The 24,849-nt window shown below is 70.0% G+C and carries 19 protein-coding genes; 8 read left to right on the forward strand and 11 right to left on the reverse strand.

What is annotated here, in order from left to right; all coding sequences use genetic code 11:
- The first annotated feature begins 46 nt into the window (after window positions 1–46).
- The 3 genes from pheA (at window position 47) to AB0L33_RS00615 (ending at window position 3,604) form a co-directional block, all read left to right on the forward strand.
- A complete protein-coding gene (pheA, locus tag AB0L33_RS00605; protein ID WP_365676901.1) occupies window positions 47–982 on the forward strand; it encodes a prephenate dehydratase in 936 nt (311 codons plus the stop codon).
- 529 nt (window positions 983–1,511) lie between these two features.
- Window positions 1,512–2,801: a serine--tRNA ligase gene (gene serS / locus AB0L33_RS00610; protein ID WP_365676902.1), complete on the forward strand. Its 1,290-nt coding sequence runs from the start codon at window positions 1,512–1,514 to the stop codon at window positions 2,799–2,801.
- A complete protein-coding gene (locus AB0L33_RS00615; protein WP_365676903.1) occupies window positions 2,798–3,604 on the forward strand; it encodes an HAD family hydrolase in 807 nt (268 codons plus the stop codon). The genes serS and AB0L33_RS00615 overlap by 4 nt, the downstream gene beginning before the upstream one ends.
- 110 nt (window positions 3,605–3,714) lie before the next feature.
- On the opposite strand, the gene AB0L33_RS00620 is transcribed toward AB0L33_RS00615, so the two are convergent.
- From AB0L33_RS00620 to AB0L33_RS00640, 5 genes are all read right to left on the reverse strand, one after another.
- Window positions 3,715–4,407, reverse strand: a complete 693-nt coding sequence (locus tag AB0L33_RS00620; RefSeq protein ID WP_365676904.1) for a hypothetical protein — start codon at window positions 4,405–4,407, stop codon at window positions 3,715–3,717.
- A 293-nt stretch (window positions 4,408–4,700) separates the two neighbouring features.
- Window positions 4,701–5,420 (reverse strand): ABC transporter permease, encoded by a 720-nt coding sequence (locus tag AB0L33_RS00625; protein ID WP_365676905.1) that lies wholly within the window; start codon window positions 5,418–5,420, stop codon window positions 4,701–4,703.
- Window positions 5,421–5,443: 23 nt separating this feature from the next.
- Window positions 5,444–6,355 (reverse strand): ATP-binding cassette domain-containing protein, encoded by a 912-nt coding sequence (locus AB0L33_RS00630; RefSeq protein WP_365676906.1) that lies wholly within the window; start codon window positions 6,353–6,355, stop codon window positions 5,444–5,446.
- Window positions 6,352–7,260: an ABC transporter permease gene (locus AB0L33_RS00635; RefSeq protein WP_365676907.1), complete on the reverse strand. Its 909-nt coding sequence runs from the start codon at window positions 7,258–7,260 to the stop codon at window positions 6,352–6,354. The genes AB0L33_RS00630 and AB0L33_RS00635 overlap by 4 nt, the downstream gene beginning before the upstream one ends.
- Entirely contained in the window at window positions 7,250–8,218 is a 969-nt protein-coding gene (locus AB0L33_RS00640; RefSeq protein ID WP_365676908.1) for an ABC transporter ATP-binding protein, read from the reverse strand. The genes AB0L33_RS00635 and AB0L33_RS00640 overlap by 11 nt, the downstream gene beginning before the upstream one ends.
- A gap of 371 nt (window positions 8,219–8,589) precedes the next feature.
- On the opposite strand from AB0L33_RS00640, the gene AB0L33_RS00645 reads away from it, so the two are divergent.
- The 3 genes from AB0L33_RS00645 to AB0L33_RS00655 all read left to right on the forward strand — a co-directional run bounded on the left by AB0L33_RS00645 (window position 8,590) and on the right by AB0L33_RS00655 (window position 12,044).
- Complete coding sequence (locus tag AB0L33_RS00645) at window positions 8,590–10,362, forward strand: SDR family oxidoreductase (RefSeq protein WP_365677372.1); 1,773 nt, start codon at window positions 8,590–8,592, stop codon at window positions 10,360–10,362.
- Window positions 10,363–10,415: 53 nt separating this feature from the next.
- On the forward strand, window positions 10,416–11,333 hold the full coding sequence (locus tag AB0L33_RS00650) for a MerR family transcriptional regulator (RefSeq protein WP_365676909.1): 918 nt from the start codon (window positions 10,416–10,418) through the stop codon (window positions 11,331–11,333).
- A 168-nt stretch (window positions 11,334–11,501) separates the two neighbouring features.
- A complete protein-coding gene (locus AB0L33_RS00655; RefSeq protein WP_365676910.1) occupies window positions 11,502–12,044 on the forward strand; it encodes an RNA 2'-phosphotransferase in 543 nt (180 codons plus the stop codon).
- Window positions 12,045–12,079: 35 nt separating this feature from the next.
- On the opposite strand, the gene AB0L33_RS00660 is transcribed toward AB0L33_RS00655, so the two are convergent.
- Complete coding sequence (locus AB0L33_RS00660; RefSeq protein WP_365676911.1) at window positions 12,080–13,030, reverse strand: LLM class flavin-dependent oxidoreductase; 951 nt, start codon at window positions 13,028–13,030, stop codon at window positions 12,080–12,082.
- A gap of 150 nt (window positions 13,031–13,180) precedes the next feature.
- Between AB0L33_RS00660 and AB0L33_RS00665 the strand changes: the two genes are divergently transcribed.
- Window positions 13,181–14,065: a Cof-type HAD-IIB family hydrolase gene (locus tag AB0L33_RS00665; RefSeq protein ID WP_365676912.1), complete on the forward strand. Its 885-nt coding sequence runs from the start codon at window positions 13,181–13,183 to the stop codon at window positions 14,063–14,065.
- A 54-nt stretch (window positions 14,066–14,119) separates the two neighbouring features.
- Here the strand turns inward: AB0L33_RS00665 and AB0L33_RS00670 are convergent, their stop codons facing one another.
- The 5 genes from AB0L33_RS00670 to hisC form a co-directional block, all read right to left on the reverse strand.
- Window positions 14,120–15,796 carry a GAF domain-containing protein gene (locus tag AB0L33_RS00670; protein ID WP_365676914.1) on the reverse strand — a complete coding sequence of 559 codons (1,677 nt, stop codon included), beginning with the start codon at window positions 15,794–15,796 and terminating at the stop codon, window positions 14,120–14,122.
- A 17-nt stretch (window positions 15,797–15,813) separates the two neighbouring features.
- Complete coding sequence (cydD, locus tag AB0L33_RS00675) at window positions 15,814–19,440, reverse strand: thiol reductant ABC exporter subunit CydD (RefSeq protein ID WP_365676915.1); 3,627 nt, start codon at window positions 19,438–19,440, stop codon at window positions 15,814–15,816.
- Window positions 19,441–19,485: 45 nt separating this feature from the next.
- Window positions 19,486–20,487 carry a cytochrome d ubiquinol oxidase subunit II gene (gene cydB, locus AB0L33_RS00680; RefSeq protein WP_365676916.1) on the reverse strand — a complete coding sequence of 334 codons (1,002 nt, stop codon included), beginning with the start codon at window positions 20,485–20,487 and terminating at the stop codon, window positions 19,486–19,488.
- 16 nt (window positions 20,488–20,503) lie between these two features.
- On the reverse strand, window positions 20,504–22,012 hold the full coding sequence (locus AB0L33_RS00685) for a cytochrome ubiquinol oxidase subunit I (protein WP_365676917.1): 1,509 nt from the start codon (window positions 22,010–22,012) through the stop codon (window positions 20,504–20,506).
- Between the two features lie 237 nt (window positions 22,013–22,249).
- Window positions 22,250–23,329, reverse strand: coding sequence for a histidinol-phosphate transaminase (hisC, locus tag AB0L33_RS00690; RefSeq protein ID WP_365676918.1), 1,080 nt, complete (start codon window positions 23,327–23,329; stop codon window positions 22,250–22,252).
- A 371-nt stretch (window positions 23,330–23,700) separates the two neighbouring features.
- Here hisC and AB0L33_RS00695 point away from each other — a divergent pair, with 371 nt between their 5' ends.
- On the forward strand, window positions 23,701–24,813 hold the full coding sequence (locus AB0L33_RS00695) for a LacI family DNA-binding transcriptional regulator (RefSeq protein ID WP_164399310.1): 1,113 nt from the start codon (window positions 23,701–23,703) through the stop codon (window positions 24,811–24,813).
- Window positions 24,814–24,849 lie beyond the last annotated feature (36 nt).

Below are 24,849 nucleotides of genomic sequence, written 5' to 3' on the forward strand. Positions count from 1 at the left end.
TCCCGTCCGGGGCTCCCGCGCCGTCACCGCGCATTAGGGTGACGGTATGTCCGCCACGCGCTACGCCTATCTCGGCCCCGAGGGCACCTTCACCGAGGTCGCCCTCCGTACGCTCCCGGAAGCCGCCACCCGCGAACTCGTCCCGATGGTCTCCGTACCGGCGGCTCTGGACGCGGTGCGCAACGGAACGGCCGCCGCGGCACTCGTACCGATCGAGAACTCCGTCGAGGGCGGCATCACCACCACCCTCGACCAGCTCACCAGCGGCGAGCCGCTGATGATCTACCGCGAGGTGCTGCTCTCGATCACCTTCGCGCTGCTCGTACGGCCCGGCACCAAGCTGTCCGACATCAAGACGGTCACCGCTCACCCGGCCGCGCAGCCGCAGGTGCGCAACTGGATGGCCGCTCATCTCCCGCAGGCGGTATGGGAGTCGGCGGCATCCAACGCGGACGGCGCACGTCTCGTGCAGGAGGGTCGCTACGACGCCGCCTTCGCGGGGGAGTTCGCGGCGGAGCGGTACGGGCTCGAACCGCTGGTGACCGAGATCCACGACGCGGAGAACGCGCAGACCCGCTTCGTGCTGGTGGGCCGCCCGGCCCGGCCGTCCGCGCCGACCGGTGCGGACAAGACCTCCGTGGTGATCTGGCTGGGCGAAGACCACCCCGGCGCCCTGCTCGAACTGCTCCAGGAGTTCGCGGTGCGCGGGGTGAACCTGATGCTGATCCAGTCACGGCCGACCGGGGCCGGCATCGGCAACTACTGCTTCGCGGTGGACGCTGAGGGCCACATCTCCGACCGCCGGGTCGGTGAGGCCCTGATGGGGCTCAAGCGCATCTGCCCGAATGTGCGCTTCCTCGGCTCCTACCCGCGGGCCGATGTGGCTCCGGAGGATGTACGTCCGCTGCGCGCGGGCACGTCCGACGCGGAGTTCACCGAGGCGTCCGACTGGCTGGCCCGCAGCCAGGACGGGCGGGCCTGACCGGCCTGGACCGAAAGGCCCTGGGCCTCACGGCCCAGGGCCGCTCTGTGTCCACAGAGCCGGTGGGATCAGAGGATTTTCCACCTCGGGAAAAGTTATCCACAGGCAGGGGGTAGCGCCTGGGGACAAGTCGACACCGCAATCCGACATGGTCGACAAACCGACACAGCCCACTCACACCCGTCCACAGGGCATCCGTTCACCCCGTGTCAGCCCAATTCCGCTGATCAACTCTTTAGGGCTAGCAATTCCCACCCAAACGAGCGCGTGAATCGGGTTTGAACCTTGAATCCATACGTTTTCACCAACCCCCCGGAATGATCTCTTCCAGGTCCACAGACTTCCCCCACAGCCTGTGGATAACTTCAACGAGTCGGTCACTCCTGTGGAAAAGCCCCGCCCAACTGCCCCAGCGGGAAGCCTCGTTACCCACTCGCTCCACAATGCCGAATACCGGCAATTCGGGCAAAGCGCCACGCTTGTACCTATCGGTTCAAGTGGGCGAAGCCGACACCGGTAGCCTGGAGCAGTGATTGACCTTCGCCTGATTCGTGAGGACCCCGACCGTGTTCGCGCCTCCCAGCGCAACCGGGGAGAGGACGTCGCACTCGTCGACGCCCTGCTCTCCGCCGACGAACGGCGCAGGTCGTCCGGGGTCGCTTTCGACGAACTCCGTTCCGAGCAGAAATCGCTCGGCAAACTCATCCCCAAGGCTTCTCCCGAGGAGCGCACCGAACTCCTGAAGCGCGCCGAGCAGCTCAAGGCGGACGTCAAGGCGGCCGACGCCGCCCAGGACGAGGCCGACGCGGAAACCAGGAACCTGCTGCTGCGGCTCGGCAACATCGTCCACCCGGACGTGCCTGTGGGCGGCGAGGAGGACTTCGTCGTCCTGGAGACGCACGGGACGATCCGTGACTTCGGGGCGGAGGGATTCGAGCCCAAGGACCACCTGGAGCTCGGCGAGGCCCTGGGCGCGATCGACGTGGAACGCGGCGCCAAGGTCTCCGGCTCGCGCTTCTACTACCTGACGGGCGTCGGCGCCCTGCTGGAACTCGCCCTCGTCAACGCGGCGATCGCCCAGGCCACCGAGGCCGGCTTCACCCCGATGCTGACCCCGACCCTGGTCCGCCCCCGCGCCATGGAGGGCACCGGTTTCCTCGGCCAGGCCGCGGAGGACGTGTACCACCTGGACAAGGACGACCAGTACCTGGTCGGCACCTCCGAGGTCCCGCTCGCCGCGTATCACATGGACGAGATCATCGACGCGGAGAAGCTGCCGCTGCGCTACGCCGGCTACTCCTCCTGCTACCGCCGCGAGGCGGGGACGTACGGCAAGGACACCCGCGGCATCTTCCGGGTGCACCAGTTCACCAAGGTCGAGATGTTCTCGTACGTCGACCCGGCGGACGCGGAGGCCGAGCACCTGCGCCTCCTGGACTGGGAGAAGCAGTGGCTCACCGGCCTCGAACTGCCCTTCCAGGTCATCGATGTCGCCAGCGGCGACCTGGGGGCGTCGGCCACCAGGAAGTACGACTGCGAGGCGTGGATCCCGACCCAGGGCAAGTACCGCGAGCTCACCTCGGCGTCCAACTGCGGCGAGTTCCAGGCCCGCAGGCTCTCGGTCCGGATGCGGGACAACCGCGACGGCAAGAAGAGCATGCGCCCCCTGGCCACGCTGAACGGCACGCTCTGCGCCGTCCCGCGCACCATCGTGGCGATCCTGGAGAACCACCAGCTGGCCGACGGTTCGGTGCGGGTGCCCGAGGTGCTCCGCCCCTACCTCGGCGGGCGCGAGATTCTGGAGCCGGTCGCCAAGTGACCTTTCCGTACAAGCTCGTCGCGACCGACCTCGACGGCACCCTTCTGCGCGACGACGAGACCGTCTCGGCTCGGACGCGCGAGGCGCTGAAGGCCGCCGCCGGTGCCGGAGCGGCGCACATCGTCGTCACCGGCCGTGCCGTCCCGTGGACCCGGCACATCCTGGACGACCTCGGCTACGAGGGGCTGGCCGTCTGCGCGCAGGGCGCTCAGGTCTACCACGCGGGCGAGCGCAGGCTGCTCACCTCGCTCACCCTCGACCGGCAGCTCGCCGGGCTCGCTCTCTCCAAGGTCGAGGCCGAGGTGGGTCCGCTGGCGCTGGCCGCGAGCCGCGACGGGCTCGACGGCGAGGTGCTGGTCGGTCCGGGCTACCGCGTCCAGGAGGGGCCGCGTCCGGCCGTCTTCGTCCAGGACCCGGCCGAGATGTGGGCCGCTCCGCTGAACAAGGTGTACATACAGCATCCGGACCTGGACGACGACGCACTGGCCGAGGCCGCGCGGGCGGCGGTCGGCAATCTGGTCGACGTGGTCATGGCGGGCCCGGGGGTCGTTGAGATCCTGCCGCTGGGACTGAGCAAGGCCACCGGCCTCTCGCTCGCCGCGCGCCGGCTTGGTGTGAAGGCCGCGGACACGATCGCCTTCGGCGACATGCCCAACGACATCCCCATGTTCGCCTGGGCACGGCACGGCGTGGCCATGGCCAACGCCCACGCCGATCTGAAGGCCGTCGCTCACGAGACGACCACGTCGAACGACGACGACGGGATCGCCGTGGTGCTGGAGAGGCTGTTGCGGGAGTCGTAGGCGGTCGCGTTCCGCCGCTCGACGCGTGGCGCAGGGACCGGGGCACTCGACCTCGGTCCCTGCGCCCTTTCTGCGCCGTCTCGTCCTCTCCCGGACCTCGCGGTTCCGGATCAGCGCTTGTTGCGGCGGTTCAGCTCCTTCAGATTCCGTGCCAGGGCGTCCATGCGGTCGTCAAGACGGACCACGTCCTCGGACACCCCGCTGAGCCTCACGCTCATGGCGCCGACGACCTGATGGGTCGCCTCCAGCCTCCGGTCGAGGCTGTCCAGCCGGTGCGACATCCGGCTGAGGACCGGGCCCAGCTCCTGGAGCGCGCTGCCCACACCGGCCAGGTGGCTTTCGACCCGGGTGACCCGGTGTTCGAGCGACGCGTACCCCGCGCGCAGGTCCTGCTCGGCGTCGAGCAGATACGTACGCACGCACCGGGCGACGTCGCTGTCGCGAAGAAGCATGGCGACGTTGAGGACGGTCCGGCGGGTGTAGAGGCGGAGCTGAGTGGCCGCCTGTGGATAACTTCCGGCACCTTCACCGTTCCATAGGGACAACATGTCCCTATGGAAGTTTTGCAGGTCAGAGCCTCGAAGCGTCCTGAGCCCGTTCTCCTCAAGCTCGACTCGATGGCGGTGGACCACCTTCTTGACCACCTCTGTGGATACTTCGAAGTAACGAGCCACATCCTCGGTGCGAACGTGAATCCCGTCCGGGAGCATGACAAGGCACTTCACCTTGTCCAGGGCGTCGACACGCCCCATCTGTTCGACGCGCAACGCGCGCGATTCGAGTAGAGCGACTTCCGTTGGCATGAGCTGCCTTCCGTTCGTGAGAGCTTCGCGGAAATGGACAGCCCTCTCCCCGGGCTTCAGGGGCGGAGGACGCTCACGGTTGCCACTCACTCACGGAACCGACCGACGAGGGCTCTCCCCCCGCCGCATCGGCCATCTGCACTTTCACGAACGCTACGACGCCACGGATTCCAGTTGCCTCCACGCATCGTGAACAACGCACCGATAAACGTACAGTTACGCGTAAGACTGTCCGACATGTGAAAAACCCCGGTCGATGACCGGGGGTTCTCACATGTCGAGCGGCCGTCCGCTCACTCCTCGCCGGCCAGCTTCAGCGTGCGCAGCTTCTGCCCCGCGTACCAGGTCGCCGCGACGGTGACCACGGCCAGCAGGACCGTGGCGAGCGGCAGACCGACGTCCGAGGTGATCGCACCGTTGCCCGCGGTCTTCTCCGCCAGGGCGAGCGACCACTGCTGGACGCTGAGCGTGCGCGCGCCCGGCACCAGGCTGCCGAACAGGGCCTCCCACACCAGCGCGTAGACGAGGCCGAGCACGACCGCGTGCCGGCTGACCGTGCCCAGCAGCAGGAACAGCGCGCTGTAGGCGATGGAGGCGACCAGGGCGGCGATGGTGTACGCCACCGCGATCTGCTGGCCGTTGCCATTGAGGATCAGGCCCGCGATCATCGTCGGAACCGCCGAGAAGACCATGGTCACCGCGATCGCGACGATCAGCTTGGTGAAGATGATCGTCGGCCGGCTCACCGGCTTGGACAGCAGATAGACGATCGAGCCGTCATCGATCTCCGGCCCGATGGCGCCCGTACCGGCGATCACGCCGATCAGCGGCACCATGGTGGCGATGGCGAACCCGCCCAGGACGTCCGAGGCCACCTGGTCGTCGGCCCCCGCGAACATCCGTACCGCCACCGCGATGACGATCAGCAGTGCGGGCAGCACGAAGAGGATGGCGGCCCGGCGCCGGCCGAGCAGCGCCCGGTAGGTGAGCCGGGCGACTGTGGGGTCGTACATGACGTCACAGCTCCTTGTCGGCCTCAGGCCGCTACTAGATAGGAAAAGACCGATTCGAGGGACTCGTCGGACGGTGAAACGGTCAGCAGACGAATGCCCTGCTCGCGTGCGACCTTGGGCAACAGCACGGTGAAGCGGGCAAAATCGATCGCCTGGATACGCAAAGCGTTCTCGCTCAGGTCCACTTCGATCCCTGCCGTCGAGGGATCAGCGATGAGCGCGGCAGCCAGGGCGCGGTCGTCGCTCGACCGTACGAGATAGCGGTGCGGCCGGTCCGTCATCAGCCGGCGGATGCGGCGGAAGTCACCCGACGCCGCGTGCCGGCCCGCGACGACGACCTCGATGTGCGAGGCGAGCTGCTCGACCTCTTCGAGGATGTGCGAGGAGAAGAGGACCGTCCGGCCCTCCGCGCCCATCCTCCGCAGCAGATCCATCAGCTGCATCCGCTGGCGCGGGTCCATCCCGTTGAACGGCTCGTCCAGCAGCAGCACGGACGGGTTGTGGACCAGCGCGGACGCCATCTTCACGCGCTGGCGCATGCCCTTGCTGTACGTCGCGATCTTGCGGTCCTGCGCGTACTCCATCTCGACCGTGGCCAGGGCCGCGGCCGCCTCGGCGGCGCCCAGTCCGTGCAGTTCGGCATTGGCCACCACGAACTCGCGGCCGGTCAGGAAGTCGTACATCGCCTCGCGTTCCGGGACGATGCCGATCTCCCGGTACACGGCCTCGTTGCGCCAGATCGCCTTCCCGTCCAGCGTGACCGTGCCCGTCGACGGAGCGAGGAATCCGGCCATCATGTTGATCAGCGTCGACTTGCCGGCGCCGTTGGGGCCCAGCAGCCCGGTGACACCCGGCCCCACGGTCATACTGACGTCGTTGACGGCGACCACGTTGCCGAACCAGCGGGAGGTGTGGTCGATCTCGATCGTGGTCACAGCCCGACCTTCCGGTAGCGGCGCATCAGTACGGCGTACGAGCCGGCGACGAGCGCGAGAACAACGAGCAGGTAGACGACGCCCGTGCCGGCGCCCGGACCGTTCCCGCCGGGGAAGGCCGATGTCGCGCCGAGGAACGCGGTCTGCACCCCGTCGACGAGCGTGAGCGGGGAGAACAGCCCCAGCCAGGGGACCGCGCCGTCCGAACCCGTGGACCAGGCGATGCCCTGGACGGTCGAGACCGCTCCGTACGTGATCATCAGCAGCGCGATGACGGCCGCCACGCCGAAGCCCCGACGCGGGGTGAGCGCGGCCATCACCAGGCCGAGTCCGGCGAACAGCACGGAGAGAAGCAGCACGGAAACCATCCCCTGGGCGAACCACTCGGTCTGGTCGCCGAAGTCGAACTTCCCCAGCAGCGCGCCGATGTAGAGGATCACGACCGGCGCCCCGGTGAGCACGAAGACCGCCGAGGCCATGGCGGCGAACTTGGCGAGCACGTAGTCCCCGTGCTCGATCGGCCGCGAGAAGTACAGCGGTACGGTCTTGAACCGCAGGTCCCTGGAGACCGCCTGCGGCGCCTGCGCGGCGATGAACAGGCTGATGACGGGCTGCAGGTAGATCGCGAACGACGTGTACTTGATGGGAAGTTTCGTCGTCCCCGGAGTGGCGATGGCGACGGCCACGATGATCGCGGCCACCATGCACATCACACCGAACAGCAGCATGGGCAGCACCTTGGACTTGGCCGACCGGCCGAGGCCGAAGGAGCCGCGCAGGGTCTGCGAGTACAGCGAGCGGCGGGCATAGGCGCGCCCGAGCCGCGGCCCGTCGTAGGCGCGGTAGCCGATGTTGTGGATCCGGGAGGTCTCGCTCCCGGTCGCGGCGCCGGTCTCAGTGCTCATCGCGTCCGCTCCCCTTCTGCAGTACGGCTCCGGCCGGCACGGCCGCGGACGGCGCCTCGTCGCTGCGGAACACCTCGGCGATGTGGTGACGGCGCTGTTCCATGCGGACGAGGCCGAGGCCGAGCCCCGCGACGCTGTCGCGCACGAGGTCGTACGTCTCCTCGCCGGTCGCCTCGACCAGCAGGATGTGGCCGGCGCCGGGCAGCCCCTGGGTGTCCAGTCCGTCGAGGCCGACGAGTCCGACGCCCGCCTCGATGAGGGAACGGCGCAGGGCGTCCGTCCCGTCCGGGTGGGTGTCGCTGTCGGTGACCTCGACCGCGAGGGTCGTCGTGGTCTGGGTGAAGTCGCTGGTGGAGCTGGAGCGCAGCAGCTTTCCGCCGTCGATGACGACGACGTGGTCGCAGGTGCGTTCCAGCTCGCCGAGCAGGTGCGAGGTGACCAGGACCGAGATGCCGAAGTCGCTGTGGATACGGCGGATCAGGCCGAGCATCTCGTCGCGCCCGACCGGGTCCAGCCCGTTCGTCGGCTCGTCGAGCAGGACCAGCTGGGGGTCGTGCACCAGCGCCTGGGCCAGCTTCACCCGCTGCTTCATGCCCGTCGAGTAGCCGCCGATGGGTCGGTAGCGCTCCTCGTACAAACCGACATGGCGCAGGGTGTCCGCCGTGCGTTCACGGGCGGCGGTCGGGGGCAGACCGGACATGCGCGCCATGTGGACGACGAACTCGGTGGCCGAGACGTCGGGCGGCAGGCAGTCGTGCTCCGGCATGTAGCCGACCCGCTCGCGGATGGCGGGACCGCTGGTCGAGACGTCGAGCCCGAGCACGGCGGCCCTGCCCTCGGTCGCGGGGGACAGACCCAGCAGGATCTTGATCAGCGTGGACTTGCCGGCCCCGTTGGCACCCACCAGCCCGGTCACACCCGGGCCGATGTCCAGGGTGAGCCGGTCAAGCGCGGTCACCCGGGGGAACCGTTTACTCAGACCTTCGGCAGCGATGACATTCACGAATACGACGGTAGTGGCGCGGACCACACCGGTCGTCAGACCTGACGGTTGGATCGGCGTCAGCCTCGAGATGTAGGGGACCCGTAAGGGGACCTCATTGAGGACCACGGCAGCCCCGCTCCCTGCGGTCTCATGGCCGGCGCAGAGGGGTTGTCCACAGGCCGTACGCACCTCTTGACGCAGCCACCAGTCATTGTCACATTCATCAGTGTCACGTTACGAGCACGTACCGCACACAGCAGCGAACGGACGGTGGCATGGCGTCACGAGGGAAGAGTGAACAGCCCGCGAGCACGGGGCGGTCCGGCGGGAAGGGCGGCCCGCGCCTGCGTGATCTGCCGGGCGCGCGCGAGCGGCGGGTGGCCACGGGCGGCATCGAGCTGTGCGTCGTCGAGCTGGGAGCCGCGGAGCGGCCGACGATCGTCCTGGTGCACGGCTATCCGGACAGCAAGGAGGTCTGGACAGAGGTCGCCGCCCAACTGGCCGACGAGTGGCACGTCGTCCTGTACGACGTACGGGGCCATGGCGGCTCGACGGCGCCCAAGCCCCTGCGCGGCGGCTTCACGCTGGAGAAGCTGACCGACGACTTCCTGGCCGTGGCCGACGCGGTGAGCCCGGACCACCCTGTGCATGTGGTGGGGCACGACTGGGGCTCGGTCCAGTCCTGGGAATTCGCCACGGTCAGCCGCACGGAGGGCCGGATCGCGTCCTTCACCTCGATGTCCGGCCCTTCCCTGGACCACTTCGGGCACTGGATCAAGCGCCGGATGAACCGGCCCACCCCGCGCCGCGTCGGCCAGCTACTCGGACAGGGCGCCAAGTCCTGGTACGTGTACATGCTGCACACCCCGGTCCTGCCGGAACTGGCCTGGCGCGGGCCGCTCGGCAAGCGGTGGCCGGGCATCCTGGAGCGGCTGGAGAAGGTGCCCCCGGGCGACTACCCGACGTCCTCGCTGCCCAATGACGCGGCGCACGGTGCCTGGCTCTACCGGGACAACGTCCGTTCCCGGCTGCGCAGGCCGCGTACCGACGCGTACGCGCACGTGCCGGTGCAGCTCATCACGCCGACCGGCGACGTGTTCCTCTCGGAGCAGCTGTACGACGACCTCGAGTCCTGGGTCCCGCAGTTGACCCGTCGCTCGCTTCCGGCCAAGCACTGGGTGCCGCGCACCCGGCCGGACCAGCTGGCCTCGTGGGTCGGGGAGTTCGTGACGGCCGTCGAGTCGGCCCGGACGACCGGCGCCTCGGTGGAGGCCCGTGCGAGTGGGCCCTACGCGGAGTGGTTCGGCGGCCGGCTCGTGCTGGTGACGGGGGCTGCGGGCGGCATAGGACGCGCCACGGCGCTGGCCTTCGCGGAGGCGGGGGCCCGGGTGGTGGCCGTCGACCGGGATGCCGCGGGGGCCGAGCGGACGGCGGAGTCGGCCCGGTTGGCCGGCGCTCCGGAAGCCTGGGCCGAGGCGGTGGACGTGAGCGACGAGCAGGCCATGGAGAAGCTTGCCGACCGGGTGGCCGACGAGTACGGCGTGGTCGATGTGCTGGTCAACAACGCGGGCATCGGGCTGTCGGGTCCGTTCCTGGAGACGAACTCCGAGGACTGGCGGAACGTCCTGGACGTCAACCTGTGGGGGGTCATCCACGGCTGCCGGCTCTTCGGGCGCCAGATGGCGGAGCGCGGCCAGGGCGGTCACATCGTCAACACCGCTTCAGCGGCCGCCTTTCAGCCGTCCCGCGCGCTCCCCGCGTACAGCACGTCGAAGGCCGCCGTGCTGATGCTCAGCGAGTGCCTGCGCGCCGAGCTGGCCGAGAAGTCGATCGGGGTCAGCGCGATCTGCCCCGGGATCGTCAACACCGGGATCACTGCCACGGCGCGGTTCGTCGGGACGGACGAGGCGGAGGAGCAGCGGCTGCGCACGCGCGCCGGCAAGCTCTACGGCGCACGCAACTACTCTCCGGAGAAGGTCGCGCAGGCGGTCCTCCGTGCGGTCGTGCGCAATCAGGCCGTCGTTCCGGTGACGCCGGAGTCCCACGCCGTACGCATCCTGTCCCGCGTCCGCCCCGGTGTGCTGCGGGGCATCGCCCGCCTGAAGCCCCCGCTGTGAGCGGGGCGAGGGCTGGGGTCTCCGAGGATGAACCAGCCGCGACGAGCGACCGGTTGGCGCCCGAGTACCGGATCGACGACCTCGCCCACGCGAGTGGTGCCACGGTCCGTACGATCCGCGGTTATCAGGACCGCGGCCTGCTCCCCGCCCCGGAGCGGCGGGGTCGCGCCAATGTGTACGGGCCCGCCCACCTCGGCCGCCTCCGGCAGATCGCCGACCTGCTGGACCGGGGCTACACCCTGGCGAGCATCAAGGAGTTGCTGGACGCCTGGGACACCGGTCGCGGACTTGGCGGTGTGCTGGGGCTCGTCGCCGAGGTACACGGGCCGTGGACCGACGAGCGGGCGGGTCGCATCACCCGCGCTCAACTTGCCTGGAAATTCGGAGGCGAGGCCGATGACCGGGCCATCGGCGAGGCGATCGAGCTCGGTGTCCTCGAGCGAATTCCGGGAACTGAGGAGGAGTTCGGCGTACCGAGCCCTCAGGAGCTGGAGGTGGCAGCCGAGTTGTACGCGGCAGGCGTGCCGCTGTCCGCCATCTCCGGCCAACTGCGGGAACTTCGCGGTCAGGTCGAGCAGATCGCCTGCCGATTCCTGGAGTTCACGACCGAGCACGTCTTCGCCCGGTATCTGGGCCACCGACCCCCGACCGACGAGGACGCGAATGACGCTGCGTCGATGGTGCGGCGACTCAGACCTCTCGCCCAGCAGACAGTGGGCGTCGAACTCGCCCGTGCCATGAGAACGTTCGCGACCAGGCACCTGGATGACCATCTCGCCGTCGACATGCCCGGCCGAGCGGTGAAGTCCGTCCGAGCCGAGATTCCCGTGAGCCTGCCGGCATCGACAATCGACGCGGTCGAGCGCCTGGTTGGACCCGGCGGCGTCCCGGCCTTCATTGTCGCTGCCACCGAACGAGAGGTACACAAAAGGGCATTGGACGCACTTGCCTCATCACCCAACAGAAACTGACAAGTTACCCAAACGGCCTTTTTTGGACGGGAGTTGTCCACAGTAGCGTCAATTTTCTTGTGGATAAGTCGAACTGACTGTGGATCAAACCTGTGGCCGAGATTCGTTTCGGTGAAGGCCGAGCGAAATGGAGATGCATCGAGGAGGTGTCAGGGGCACGCTGAGAAGATGGATGAAAGACGCACCGTCAAGGTGTCCAAGTACCTCTCCAAGCACCTACGGCACCAGCCCGAGCGGATCGGGCTCACGCTCGACGCCCACGGCTGGGTGCCGATCGAGGAGCTGCTGAGCGCGGCGGCCCGCCATCACTTCCCGATCAGCAGGGCGGAACTCGACCATGTGGTCGCCTCCAACGACAAGCAGCGCTTCGCCGTGGACGCCGGCCGCATCCGGGCGAGCCAGGCACACACCGTGGCCGTCGACCTCGGGCTGCCACCGGCAGAACCGCCCGCGTACCTCTACCACGGTACGGTCGGCCGGGCCCTGGACGCGATCCGAGCCGAGGGGCTGCGCGCGATGAACCGTACCCACGTGCACCTCTCGCCCGACCGCGAGACCGCCACCCGCGTGGGAGCCCGGCGCGGGCGTCCCGTCGTGCTGTCCGTGGACGCCGGCGCCATGCACCGCGCGGGTCACACGTTCTGGGTCAGCGCCAACGGAGTGTGGCTCACGGATGCCGTCCCCGCCGAGTTCCTGCGCCTGCCGGGATGATCCGGGGCCCAGGAGCGTAGGGCCCCGGCCCACCCTCAGCCGGCCAGCTGCGCCGCGCCCCGCGTCGCGATCTCCTCGAACAGCTTCTCGTCCGGCACCGCCGCGTCGAACCCCGGCCCGTCCGCGGGCACCGGCGCATGGATGACGATCTCCGTGAACCCCAGCTCCGCATGCCTGCCCGCGAAGTCCACGAACGCGTCGACGGAGTCGAGGGGCCGCCCCCCGCCCGCGGCAAGGCCCGGGTTGAACTCGGGAGTGAAGCCGGTGAGCAGGACCTTCTCCAGGTCGGCCACGTCCCGCCCGGCCTCCGCGCACGCGCGCCCCAGCCCGTCCACCTGCCGGCCGAGGGCCTCGACCGACTGAGCGCCGCTGCCCGCCTCGTACAGCTTCGGGTCTCCCGTGGTCACCCACGCCTGACCGTGGCGCGCGGCCAGCGCCAGACCGCGCGGCCCCGTGGCGGCGACCGCGAAGGGCAGTCGGGGCCGCTGCACACAGCCGGGCAGGTTCCGGGCCTCACTGGCCGCGTAGAACTCCCCCTCGTACGACTTATCGGCAGGCTCGCGCAACAGGGCGTCGAGCAGGGTCACGAACTCGCCGAAACGGTCGGCGCGCTGCCGCGGCGTCCACGGCTCCTCACCGCTCCGCAGCAGAGTCGTCGCGTCGAAGCCGTTGCCGCCCGCCCCGATGCCCAACGTGATCCGGCCGGCCGAGATGTCGTCGAGCGAGATCAGCTCCTTGGCCAGGGTGACCGGGTGGCGGAAGTTCGGCGAAGTGACCAGCGTGCCGAGGCGGAGGCGGTCGGTGGCCGCCGCGGCTGCCGTGAGCGTCGGCAGCGCCCCGAACCACGGGCTGTCCCGGAAGGCCCGCCAGGACAGGTGGTCATAGGTGTACGCGGCGTGGAAACCCAGCTCCTCGGCGCGCCGCCAGCGCTCGCGTCCGCCCTGATGCCAGCGGTGGATCGGCAGAATCACAGTGCTCAGTCGCATGGGGCGACCCTATGAGAGGACGAGGAGGCGCCGCATCGCGTGCGCGGTGTGCGCGGTCCCAGGACGACGCGGGCATATGCCCGGGGAATGTTCCGAGGTCAGGGCGGCGTGCTCTCAAATGTGCGACCCTCCGCACGCACGTGCGTCTTCATGCGCGAGAATGTACGGGTGACCACCGTTATCGAGCAGTCCGCTCCCGTCGCCCCCCGGCTGATCGCCACGGATCTGGACGGCACTCTTCTGCGCGACGACAAGACCGTCTCCGACCGCACAGTCCGGGCGCTCGCGGCTGCCGAGGAAGCGGGGGTCGAGGTCTTCTTCGTCACCGGCCGCCCCGCCCGCTGGATGGGTGTTGTCAGCGACCACGTCCACGGACACGGTCTGGCGATCTGCGCCAACGGCGCGGCCGTCGCCGATCTGCACGCGGGCGGACAGCTGCTGAAGGTCCGGGGCCTGGAGCGCGGGACGGCACTCGACGTCGTCCACACGCTGCGCGCCGCCGCGCCCGGCACGTCCTTCGCCGTCGAGCTGGCCACCGGCATCCACTACGAGCCCGCCTACCCGCCCTTCTACCTCGACCCGGGCGCCACGGTGGCCCCGGCGGAGAAGCTGCTGCACGAGGAGGCCCCGCGCGGCGGCGTGCCCGTGCTGAAGCTGCTCGCCCGCCACGGCGAGCTGGACCCGGACGAGTTCCTGGCGCTGGCCCGGGCGGCCGCCGGGGATCGCGCCACCTTCACCCGGTCCAGCCCCACCGCCCTCATCGAGATCAGCGGGCCGGGCGTCTCCAAGGCCAGCACCCTGGAGCTGTGCTGCGCCGAGCGCGGCATCGCGGCTGCCGAGGTCGTCGCCTTCGGTGACATGCCCAACGACGTGGAGATGCTGAGCTGGGCCGGCACCTCGTACGCCATGGGCAACGCCCACCCGGCCGCCCTGGCCGCCGCATCCGGCCGCACGGTCACCAACAACGAGGACGGTGTGGCCGTCGTCATCGAACGCATCCTCGCCGAACGCGCGGGAAGCCTCGCGGGACGCTGAGCCGGCCGGGAGCTCAAGCCCGGCCGGCCAGGCCCTCGCGCCGCTCACCGCCGCTCACAGGGGCGCCTGCCACACCACCGTCGTACCGCCGCCGCCCTCCCCGATCCCCCGCTCGAACCAGCTGGCCCCGCCCAGCGACTCTGCCCGCCGGGCCAGATTCCGCAGTCCGCTGCGGCGCCCGCCCTCCGGCATGCCCACCCCGTCATCAGCGACCGAGAGCCGCACCGCGTCCCGCCCGTCGTCCAGCGTGACGGTCGCGTCCACGACCACCTCGATGCGGGCCGCGCCGGCGTGCCGAAAGGCGTTGGACAACGCCTCCCGCAGCGCCGCGATGAGGTTCTTTGCCGTCAGCTCGCCGACCAGCGAGTCGACCGCCCCGCGGAAGCGGTGCGACGGCTTGAAACCCAGGGGCACGGCCGCCATGTTGATCTCGCGCAGGACCCGGGTGCGCAGCCCGGACGGCGCCTCGGCGGGTTCCTGCTGGAGCGCGAAGATCGCGGTCCGGATCTCCTGGATGGTCACGTCCAGCTCGTCCACCGCCCGGCCGACCCCGGTCCGCACCTCCGGCACGTCCGACCGCCGCTGCGCGCTCTCCAGCATCATCCCGGTCGCGAACAGCCGCTGGATGACCAGATCGTGCAGGTCACGAGCGATCCGGTCGCGGTCCTCGTAGACCGCGAGGCGCTCCCGGTCGCGCTGGGCGTCGGCCATCATCAGGGCCAGCGCGGCCTGCGAGGCGAACTGGGTGGCCAGCGTCCGTTCCGTCTCCGTGAAGGGCCGGTCGCCCCTCGCCCGGGGCATGGCCAGCGCGCCCAGCACCCGGCCCCCGCTGTGCAGGGGCAGCAGCATGCTCGGGCCGAACGGATCCGCCAGCCTGGTGATCAAGCGGGTGTCGGTGGCCGAGTCCTCCACGAAGACCGCCTCGCCGCTCAGCAGCTTGCCCACTACCGGGCTCTGAGCGGGAACGATCACCCCGAGCGAGTCGGCCGGGTCGTCCGCCGAGACGGCGACGATCTCCAGTCCGCCGCCCTCGGCGGGCAGCAGCACGATGCCGGCCGCGGCCCCCGCCAGACGGCGGGCCTGCTCCGCGACGACCGTGAGGGCGTCATCGGCATCGCTCCCGGAGAGCAGGGCGGTCGTCACGGCGACCGAGCCGTCGATCCACCGCTCGCGCTGCCGGGCCGCCTCGTACAGCCGCGCGTTGCCGATGGCGATCCCGGCCTCGGTCGCCAGTACGCGCACCAGGTGCAGGTCGTAGTCGCTGAACTCGCCGCCGCCGTCCTTCTCGGCCAGATACAGGTTGCCGAAAATCTCGCCCTGGACCCTGATCGGAACGCCGAGGAACGTGCGCATCAGCGGATGGCCGGGCGGAAATCCGGCGAATCGCGGATCACTGGTCAGGTCCGCGAGGCGCAGCGGGCGGGGGTCGTGGATGAGGGCGCCGAGCAGCCCACGCTGCCCGTCGGGCCGCCGGCCGATCTCGTGCGCCACCGGGTCGGGCACCCCATAGGTGACGAAGTCGGAGAGCCCTTCGCCCTCCTCGTTCACGACGCCGATCGCGGCGTACCGGGCGTGGGCCAGTTCCGCCGCCGTCTCGCAGATCCGGTCGAGCGTGGAGTGCAGTTCGAGGCCGGTCCCCACGGAGCGCATGGCTTCCAGCAGGCGCGGCACCTGGGTGGTGAGCTCGGTGGACAGGTCCTGCAGACTCCTGGCCGGATCCTCCTCAGACATACTGCGAGCCTAATTAGTCATATTTGCCCTGGAAAGTCGGAAATGAGGTCCGCCCCCCTTCGGAGGCGGGCCGGCACCCCCTTCCGGAAGCGAAGGCCCAAGGCCGGGCAGCTAGAGGCGGGCCCCACAGCCGCTCCCGGCTGCCCGGTGCTCTCCTGTTCCCGCGCCAACATCCGGCGCAGCGGGCCGTCGACCGAGGCCAGTACGTCGTACGGGCCCCGCTGCACGATCGCCCCCGCCTCCAGGACCACCACCTCGTCCACGGCGTCGAGACCGGCGAGCCGGTGCGTGATCAGGACCGTCGTACGCCCCAGGGTGGCCGCCAGCAGGTCCGCCGTCAGGGCGTCCGCCGTGGGCAGGTCCAGGTGCTCGGCGGGCTCGTCCAGCACGAGGACGGGGAAGTCGGCGAGCAGGGCCCGGGCCAGGGCGAGCCGCTGGCGCTGCCCTCCGGAGAGGCGGGCGCCGTGCTCCCCGACCAGGGTGTCCAGCCCGTCCGGCAGCCCGTCCGCCCAGTCGAGCAGGCGGGCCCGCGCCAGGGCGTCCCGCAGCTCCGGCTCGGTCGCGGCAGGGCGTGCGAGCCGCAGGTTCTCCCGCAGCGAGCTGTCGAAGATGTGGGCGTCCTGGGCGCACAGCCCGACGAACCTCCGCACGGTGTCCCCGTCCAGCGCCGAGGCGTCCACGCCGCCGATCCGGTAGGTGCCCGCCCGTGCGTCCAGGAAGCGCAGCAACACCTGGGCCAGCGTGGTCTTCCCGGACCCGGAGGGCCCCACGACAGCGATGCGGCGGCCCGCGTCCAGCGTGAGGTCGACGGAGGCGAGCGCGTCATGGGCGTCGTCCGCGTACCGGGCCGACAGCCCGCGCACCTCCAGCGGGAACGGGCTCACCGGTGTCTCGGCCGCCGCTTCGGGCTCCCGTACGGGCACGGGGGCGTCCAGCACCTCGTACACGCGCTCCGCGCTCCGCCTGACCCGCTGCCGGCACTGGGCGGCGAGCGGCAGCCCGGTCACGGCCTCGAAGGCGGCCAGCGGAGTGAGGACGACCACGGCGAGCTCCACTCCGGCGAGCCTGCCGTCCGCCACCGCAGGAAGCGCGACCGCGGCGGCGGCCACCACGGTGAGGCCGGCGACCAGAGCGGTGAGACCGCTCCCGAGCGCGGTCGCGGTCGCCGCACGCGATGCGATCCGGGTGAGTACGGCGTCCGCCGCGCGCGTGCGGGCGGCACGCCCCGGCAGGGCGCCCGCCACGGTCAGCTCGGCCGTCCCGCCCAGCAGATCGGTGATCCCGGTGGCCAGCTCGGCGCGGGCGGGGGCCAGCCGGTGTTCCGCGCGGCGGGCGCAGGCACCGCTGACGAGGGGGACCCCGACGCCCGCCAGCAGCAGCCCCACGGCCAGGACCAGGCCCGCCTGGGGGAGCAGCCAGCCGGTGAAGCCGACGGTCGCGGCGCCCACGAGGACGGCCGTGCCGACGGGCAGCAGCCACCGCAGCCAGTAGTCCTGGAGCGCGTCCACGTCCGCGACCAGCCGCGAGAGCAGATCCCCGCGCCGGGCACGGCGCAGGCCGCCCGGTGCGATGCGCTCCAGGCTGCGGTACACGGCGACGCGCAGTTCGGCGAGCATCCGCAGGACCGCGTCGTGCGAGACGAGGCGCTCGGCGTAGCGGAAGACGGCCCGTCCGATACCGAAGGCGCGGGTGGCCGTCACCGCCACCATCAGATAGAGGACGGGCGGCTGCTCGGACGCCCGGGAGATCAGCCAGCCGGAGACCGCCATGAGCCCAACGGCGGACCCCAGAGCAAGGCTTCCCAGCAGCAGGGCGAGCCCGAACCGGGCACGTTGGGCGCCTGCGGCTTCCCGGACCCGGGTCAGCACGTGCCCGCGCGCTGCCGTGGTTTCCTCGGCCGCCTCGGCCGCGGACGGCGGCTCGGCGGGCAGGATGTCGCCGGGCGCGCTCGCGGAGCCCGGCACGCTCGTCGGGCCGGCCGACGCGGCACGAGTCTCCTGCGCAAGGGCAGCCGGGCCCGTCAGCGTCACCACCCGGTCCGCGACCGACAGCAGCGCCGGCCGGTGCACCACCAGCAGCACGGTCCGGCCCGCGGCCAGCCTCCGTACGGCCTCGACGATCCCCGCCTCCGTCTCGCCGTCCAGGCTCGCGGTCGGCTCGTCCAGCAGCAGCACCGGCCGGTCGGCGAGAAAGGCCCGGGCCAGCGCGATCCGCTGCCGCTGGCCCGCGGAGAGCCCGGCGCCGTCCTCGCCGAGAACGGTGCGGTCGCCGTCCGGAAGACCTCGTACGAACTCGTAGGCCCCCGCGTCGCGCAGCGCCGCCGTCACCGCGCTGTCGTCGGCGGCGGGCCGGGCGAGCTTCACGTTCTCCGCGATGGTGCCCGCGAAGAGGTGGGGGTGCTGCGGCACCCAGGCGATGCGCTCCCGCCAGCGTTCGAGGGAGATGTCCGCCAGATCGGTGCCACCGACCCGTACCCGTCCTTCGTCGGGGGCCGTGAAGCCCAGCACCACGTTCAGCAAGGTGGACTTGCCGGCACCGCTCGGGCCGACCAGGGCGACCGTCTCCCCCTCCGCGACGGTCAGCCGGGCAGCGGCGAGCGAGGGCTCGGACCGCCCCGCATGGCGTACCGTCACCCGGTCCAACTCCAGCCGCAGCGAGCCGGGCACCTCCCCCGCACCGCTTGCGCGAGGCTCCGTCTCCAGCACCGCGAAGACCTCCTCCGCCGCCGAAAGGCCCTCGGCGGCGGCATGGAACTGGGCCCCCACCTGCCGGATCGGCAGATATGCCTCCGGCGCGAGGATCAGGACCAGCAGACCGGTGTAGAGATCGAGTTCACCATGCACGAGTCGCATGCCGATGGTGACCGCGACGAGGGCCACCGAAAGGGTGGCGAGGAGTTCGAGGGCAAAGGACGACAGGAACGCGATCCGGAGCGTGCGCAGGGTGGCCTGCCGGTACTGCGAGGTGATCCTGCGGATGGATTCGGCCTGAGCCTTCGCCCGGCCGAACACCTTCAGCGTCGGCAGACCGGCCACCACGTCGAGGAAGTGACCGGAGAGCCGGGAGAGCAGCCGCCACTGGCGGTCCATGCGCGACTGAGTCGCCCAGCCGATCAGGATCATGAAGAGCGGGATGAGCGGCAGGGTGACCACAATGATCGCCGCCGACACCCAGTCCTCGGTGACCACCCTGGCCAGCACGGCCGCCGGCACGACCACCGCGAGCCCCAACTGGGGCAGATAGCGCGCGAAGTAATCGTCCAGGGCATCGATCCCCCGCGTGGCCAGCGTCACCAGCGAGCCGGTGCGCTGCCCGCTCAGCCAGTCCGGTCCCAGCGCCGCAGCCCGGTCGAGCAGCCGCCGGCGCAGTTCGGACTTGACCGCCGCTCCGGCCCGGTGCGCGGCCAGCTCGGTGAGCCAGGCAACCAGAGCCCGCCCGAGCGCGACGGCCGCGAGCAGCAGGAGCGGGGTGCGCAGTCCGCCCGCCGTGAGCCCGTCCTCGAAGCCGCCCACCACGATCTCGGCAATGAGCATGGCCTGGGCGATGACCAGCGCCGCCCCGGCCAGGCCGAGGGCCACCACAGTCACGATGAACAGGCGTGTGGCGCGAGCGTGGCGGAGCAGGCGCGGGTCGATCGGTTTCACGTGAAACATCCCTTGCGGCTCGGCTCGGTCGGGGAACTCACTGCGTCAGTGCGCTTCGGCGATGTGCTGGGTGCCGATCCGCTTGCGGAACACCCAGTACGTCCACCCCTGGTAGAGCAGTACGACGGGGGTGGCGATACCGGCGCACCAGGTCATGATCTTCAGCGTGTACGGACTGGACGAGGCGTTGGTGACCGTGAGGCTCCAGGCGTCGTTCAGCGAGGACGGCATGACGTTCGGGAAGAGCGTCAGGAACAACATGGCGACCGTCGCCGCGATGGCCACACCGGAGAGCGCGAAGGACCACCCCTCGCGACCGGCCGCGGTCATCCCGATGGCACCGACCAGCGCCACCGCGGCGACGACCATCGCGATCAGGCTCCGCCCGTCCCCGTTGTCGAGCTGGGTCCAGACGAGGAAGGCGAGCGCGAGCACAGCCGTGGCGGCGCCCAGCTTCAGTGCCAGCCCACGCGCCCGGGCCCGGATGTCACCGGCCGTCTTCAGCCCGGCGAACACCGCGCCGTGGAAGGTGAAGAGAGTGAGGGTGACCAGACCGCCGAGGAGCGCGTAGGGGTTCAGCAGGTCCATGACGCTGCCCGTGTACTCCATGTGCGCGTCGATCTTCACGCCGCGCACGATGTTCCCGAAGGCCACCCCCCACAGCACGGCGGGGATCAGCGAGGTCCAGAAGATCGCGTGCTCCCAGTTGGTCTGCCACTTCTCCTCGGGCCGCTTCGCCCGGTACTCGAAGGCGACGCCACGCACGATCAGGCAGAGCAGGATGACGAGCAGCGGCAGGTAGAAACCGGAGAAGAGCGTGGCGTACCACTCGGGGAACGCGGCGAAGGTGGCCCCTCCGGCGCTGAGCAGCCAGACCTCGTTGCCGTCCCAGACCGGGCCGATGGTGTTGATCAGCACCCGCCGTTCCTTGCGGTCCCGGGCCAGCAGCTTGGTGAGGACGCCGATCCCGAAGTCGAAGCCCTCCAGGAAGAAGTAGCCGGTCCACAGGACGGCGATGAGCACGAACCAGACGTCGTGGAGTTCCATATCTCGGCTCCCGCTCTCAGTAGGAGAAGGCCATGGGCCGGTCGGCGTCTTCGTGGTCGCCGCCGATCCGGGTGGGCGGGTTGAGGTCGTCCTTCGTGAGCTCCGGCGGTCCGGCCTTGATGTACTTCAGGAGGAGCCGGACCTCGATGACGGCGAGCACCGCGTACAGCACCGTGAAGACGATGAGCGAGGTCAGCACCTCGCCCTGGGAGACACCGGGGGAGACCGCGTCACGGGTCCGGAGCACGCCGTAGACCACCCAGGGCTGCCGGCCCATCTCGGTGAAGATCCAGCCCCAGGAGTTGGCGATCAGCGGGAAGAGCAGGGTCCACAGGGCGACGATCCAGTAGCACCGGGTGAGGCGCGGACTGAGGGCCTTGTTCTTGAAGAGGACCAGATGTGGCACCTCGTCCTCACCGGTGCGCATCGCCTCGGGAAGCATGAACTTCTTGCGGGTGAGCCACAGGCCGAGGATGCCGAGGCCGAACGAGGCCATGCCGAAGCCGATCATCCACCGGAAGCTCCAGAAGGCGACCGGGATGTTGGGCCGGTAGTCACCGGGGCCAAAGCGCTCCTGCTCGGCCTTGTTGATGTCGTTGATGCCGGGCACATACGAGTGGAAGTCGTCGTCGGCGAGGAAGGACAGCACCCCGGGTACGGAGATCTCGACGGAGTTGTGGCCCTTGCTGACGTCTCCGTAGGCGAAGATCGAGAAGGGTGCGGCGTTCTGCCCGTCCCACAGCGCCTCGGCCGCCGCCATCTTCATCGGCTGCTGCTTGAACATCACCTTGCCGAGCTGGTCACCGCTGACGGCGGTCAGGAGGCCGGCGATCACCACGGTGATGAGGCCCAGTCGCAGCGAGGTCCGCATCACCGGAATGTGCTTCTTGCGGGCCAGGTGGAAGGCCGCGATGCCGACCATGAACGCACCACCGACCAGGAAGGCGGCCGTGATGGTGTGGAAGAACTGGGTCAGCGCGGTGTTCTGCGTGAGCACGTGCCAGAAATCGGTGAGCTCGGCGCGTCCGCGTTCCTTGTTGATGCGGTAGCCGACCGGGTGCTGCATCCAGGAGTTGGCCGCCAGGATGAAGTAGGCGGAGAGGATGGTGCCGAGGGACACCATCCAGATGCAGGCGAGGTGGATCTTCTTCGGGAGCTTGTCCCAGCCGAAGATCCACAGGCCGATGAAGGTGGACTCGAAGAAGAACGCGATCAGGGCCTCGAACGCGAGCGGAGCCCCGAAGACGTCACCGACGAAGCGCGAGTAGTCGGACCAGTTCATGCCGAACTGGAACTCCTGGACGATGCCGGTGACGACACCCATGGCGATGTTGATCAGGAAGAGCTTTCCCCAGAACTTGGTGGCTCTGAGGTACTTCTCCTTGTTCGTACGCACCCAGGCGGTCTGCAGGCCGGCGGTGAGCGCCGCGAGAGAGATCGTCAGAGGAACGAAGAGGAAGTGGTAGACGGTCGTCGTACCGAACTGCCATCGCGCCAGGGTCTCCGGCGCCAGAGCTAGCTCCACGTCGTCTTCTCCTTACGTCACCGCCGCCGCAGCGGCGATTTGTCCGTGAAATCCAACGGATCACGGGAGGAAGCAGGACACGCTTGTGAACGCGTTCACATTCACAAGCAATTATGGCGCACTCCCTTTCGACACCTTCGCCCGGGGTCCCCTGCCACTCGCCGCTCCCGCTCCGGGCACGCGAAAGGGCCCCGCACCTCTCCCGAGACGCGGGGCCCTGTTGCGGGGCGGCTCCGGCTACAGCTCCTGGCGGAACGACTCCGTCACCTTCAGGAACAGGTCGTTCGCCTCGCCCTCGCCGATCGTCACGCGCACGCCCTCACCCGCGAACGGCCGGACCACCACGCCGGCCTTCTCGCAGGCCGCCGCGAAGTCCAGGGTGCGGTCGCCGAGGCGCAGCCAGACGAAGTTCGCCTGGGACTCGGGCACCGTCCAGCCCTGCCGCGCCAGGGCCTCGGAGACCCGGTCCCGCTCACACACCAGCGAGCCGACCCGGCCGAGCAGCTCGTCCTCTGCACGCAGCGAGGCCACCGCCGCGTCCTGGGCGAGCTGGCTCACACCGAACGGCACCGCCGTCTTGCGCAGCGCGGCCGCCACCGGCTCATGGGCCACCGCGAAGCCGACCCGCAGCCCCGCGAGCCCGTACGCCTTGGAGAACGTCCGCAGCACCGCCACGTTGGGGCGGTCCCGGTAGATCTCGAGGCCGTCGGGGACCTCGACGTCGCGGATGAACTCCTTGTACGCCTCGTCCAGCACCACGAGCACATCGCTCGGCACCCGGTCGAGGAATCGTTCGAGCTCGGCCCGGCGCACGACGGTGCCGGTCGGGTTGTTCGGGTTGCAGACGAAGATCAGCCGCGTCCGGTCGGTGATCGCGTCCGCCATCGCGTCCAGGTCGTGCACATCCCCGTCGGTCAGCGGCACCTTGACCGAGGTCGCACCGCTGACCTGCGTGATGATCGGGTACGCCTCGAAGGAACGCCAGGCGTAGATCACCTCGTCGCCCGGCCCCGAGGTGGCCTGGAGCAGCTGCTGGGCCACGCCGACCGAACCGGTGCCGGTGGCCAGGTGCGACACGGGCACGCCGAAACGGTCGGCCAGCTCGTTCATCAGACCGGTGCAGGCCATGTCCGGGTAGCGGTTGAAGTGCTCAGCGGCCGCGAGCGCGCTCTCCATCACGCCCGGCAGCGGCGGATACGGGTTCTCGTTGGAGGACAGCTTGAAGGCAGCGGGTCCGTCCCCCGATGCCGGTTTGCCCGGAACATAGGCGGGAACGCCGTCCAGTTCGGCGCGCAGCTTGGGGCTCGTCTCGCTCACCGCAGGTCCTCCTCGACCATCCGTACACATCAATACTGCTCACCTTATGAGGATTGGGTGCCGCTGCGAACGGGTGGACAGCGGATTCGTCCGGTGAACCCCGGAATGAGGGGGAGCGCGACCGGAGGTGGCGCGCGCTGGTGGCTCACTCCGTGGCGCGCGTCCCTCGAAATAGTGAGTTGAGACCTCCTCGAGACCTTGCCCCCTCGACAGGTCCATCCGGCCGGATGCATGTCACATGACGGCCAACCCCGCCAACAGCCTTGTTTCATAAGGTGATTGCCGCCTGATGACCTTGCAGAAACGTGCCTGTCAACGCGTGCATATGCGACCGGACCGATTCCCCGCCCGGCCCCTACTATCGGCTCGCCATGACAGCAGCAGGGAAGCACCAGGTGAGCCGGACGGAGACCCCCCGGCGCGGCGGCAGGCAGGGACGTGCCGGAATCCGGGATGTGGCCGCCGCCGCCGGCGTCTCCATCACGACCGTCTCCGACGCGCTCAACGGCAAGGGCAGGCTCCCGGACGCCACCCGCCGCCATGTCCGCGAGGTCGCAGAGCGCCTGGGCTATCGCCCTTCCGCAGCGGCCCGCACGCTCCGTACCGGCAAGTCCGGCCTCATCGGCCTGACCGTGACGACGTACGGGGATGAACCTTTCACCTTCACCGAGTTCGCGTACTTCGCGGAAATGGCGAGGGCGGCCACCTCGGCGGCCCTCGCCCGCGGCTACGCCTTGGTCATCCTGCCGGCGACCTCCCGGCACGACGTCTGGTCCAACGTGGCGCTCGACGGCACCGTCGTCATCGACCCGTCCGACCAGGACCCCGTCGTCTCCGAGCTGGTCCGCCAGGGGCTTCCCGTGGTCTCCGACGGCCGCCCCGCCGGGTCGCTGCCCGTGACCGCCTGGGTGGACAACGACCACCGGGCGGCCGTGCTCGATCTCCTCGACCATCTCGCCGCCGCCGGGGCCCGCCGTATCGGACTGCTCACCGGCACCACCACCGACACGTACACCCGGCTCTCCACCACCGCCTACCTGCACTGGTGCGAGCGTGTGGGCCAGGACCCGGTCTACGAGTCCTATCCCGCCCACGACCCGTGCGCGGGGGCGGTGGCCGCCGACCGGCTGCTGGCCCGTCCGGACCGCCCCGACGCCGTCTACGGGCTCTTCGACCCCAACGGCACGGACCTGCTCGCGGCCGCGCGCCGCTACGGCCTGCGCGTCCCCGAGGACCTGCTCCTGGTCTGCTGCAGCGAATCCACGGTGTACGCGACGACCGAGCCGCCCATCACGACGCTCTCGCTGAAGCCGCGGAGGATCGGCACGGCAGTCGTCCAGCTGCTCATCGACGCCATCGAGGGAATCGACCAGGACGGTCCGGTGGAACGCGTGGTGCCGACGGAGCTCATCGTCCGGACGTCCTCGCAACGCCGCCCGCCCCGCACCACAGTCAGTGCGCCGCGTTCCCCGGCAGGGGACTGATCATCTCAATTAGGACCAATCGACCGACGAACCTGG

Origin of the sequence: Streptomyces sp. NPDC052299 (assembly GCF_040679335.1) — a bacterium.
GTDB lineage: Bacteria > Actinomycetota > Actinomycetes > Streptomycetales > Streptomycetaceae > Streptomyces.

What these genes read in the sequence shown, in the direction of transcription:
- pheA (WP_365676901.1), top strand. Translation starts at nt 47, where the DNA reads ATGTCCGCCACGCGCTACGCCTATCTCGGCCCCGAGGGCACCTTCACC.
- AB0L33_RS00620 (WP_365676904.1), bottom strand. Translation starts at nt 4,407, where the DNA reads ATGCCAACGGAAGTCGCTCTACTCGAATCGCGCGCGTTGCGCGTCGAA.
- AB0L33_RS00625 (WP_365676905.1), bottom strand. Translation starts at nt 5,420, where the DNA reads ATGTACGACCCCACAGTCGCCCGGCTCACCTACCGGGCGCTGCTCGGC.
- AB0L33_RS00635 (WP_365676907.1), bottom strand. Translation starts at nt 7,260, where the DNA reads ATGAGCACTGAGACCGGCGCCGCGACCGGGAGCGAGACCTCCCGGATC.
- AB0L33_RS00655 (WP_365676910.1), top strand. Translation starts at nt 11,502, where the DNA reads ATGGATGAAAGACGCACCGTCAAGGTGTCCAAGTACCTCTCCAAGCAC.
- AB0L33_RS00660 (WP_365676911.1), bottom strand. Translation starts at nt 13,030, where the DNA reads ATGCGACTGAGCACTGTGATTCTGCCGATCCACCGCTGGCATCAGGGC.
- AB0L33_RS00665 (WP_365676912.1), top strand. Translation starts at nt 13,181, where the DNA reads ATGCGCGAGAATGTACGGGTGACCACCGTTATCGAGCAGTCCGCTCCC.
- AB0L33_RS00670 (WP_365676914.1), bottom strand. Translation starts at nt 15,796, where the DNA reads ATGTCTGAGGAGGATCCGGCCAGGAGTCTGCAGGACCTGTCCACCGAG.
- cydB (WP_365676916.1), bottom strand. Translation starts at nt 20,487, where the DNA reads ATGGAACTCCACGACGTCTGGTTCGTGCTCATCGCCGTCCTGTGGACC.
- AB0L33_RS00695 (WP_164399310.1), top strand. Translation starts at nt 23,701, where the DNA reads ATGACAGCAGCAGGGAAGCACCAGGTGAGCCGGACGGAGACCCCCCGG.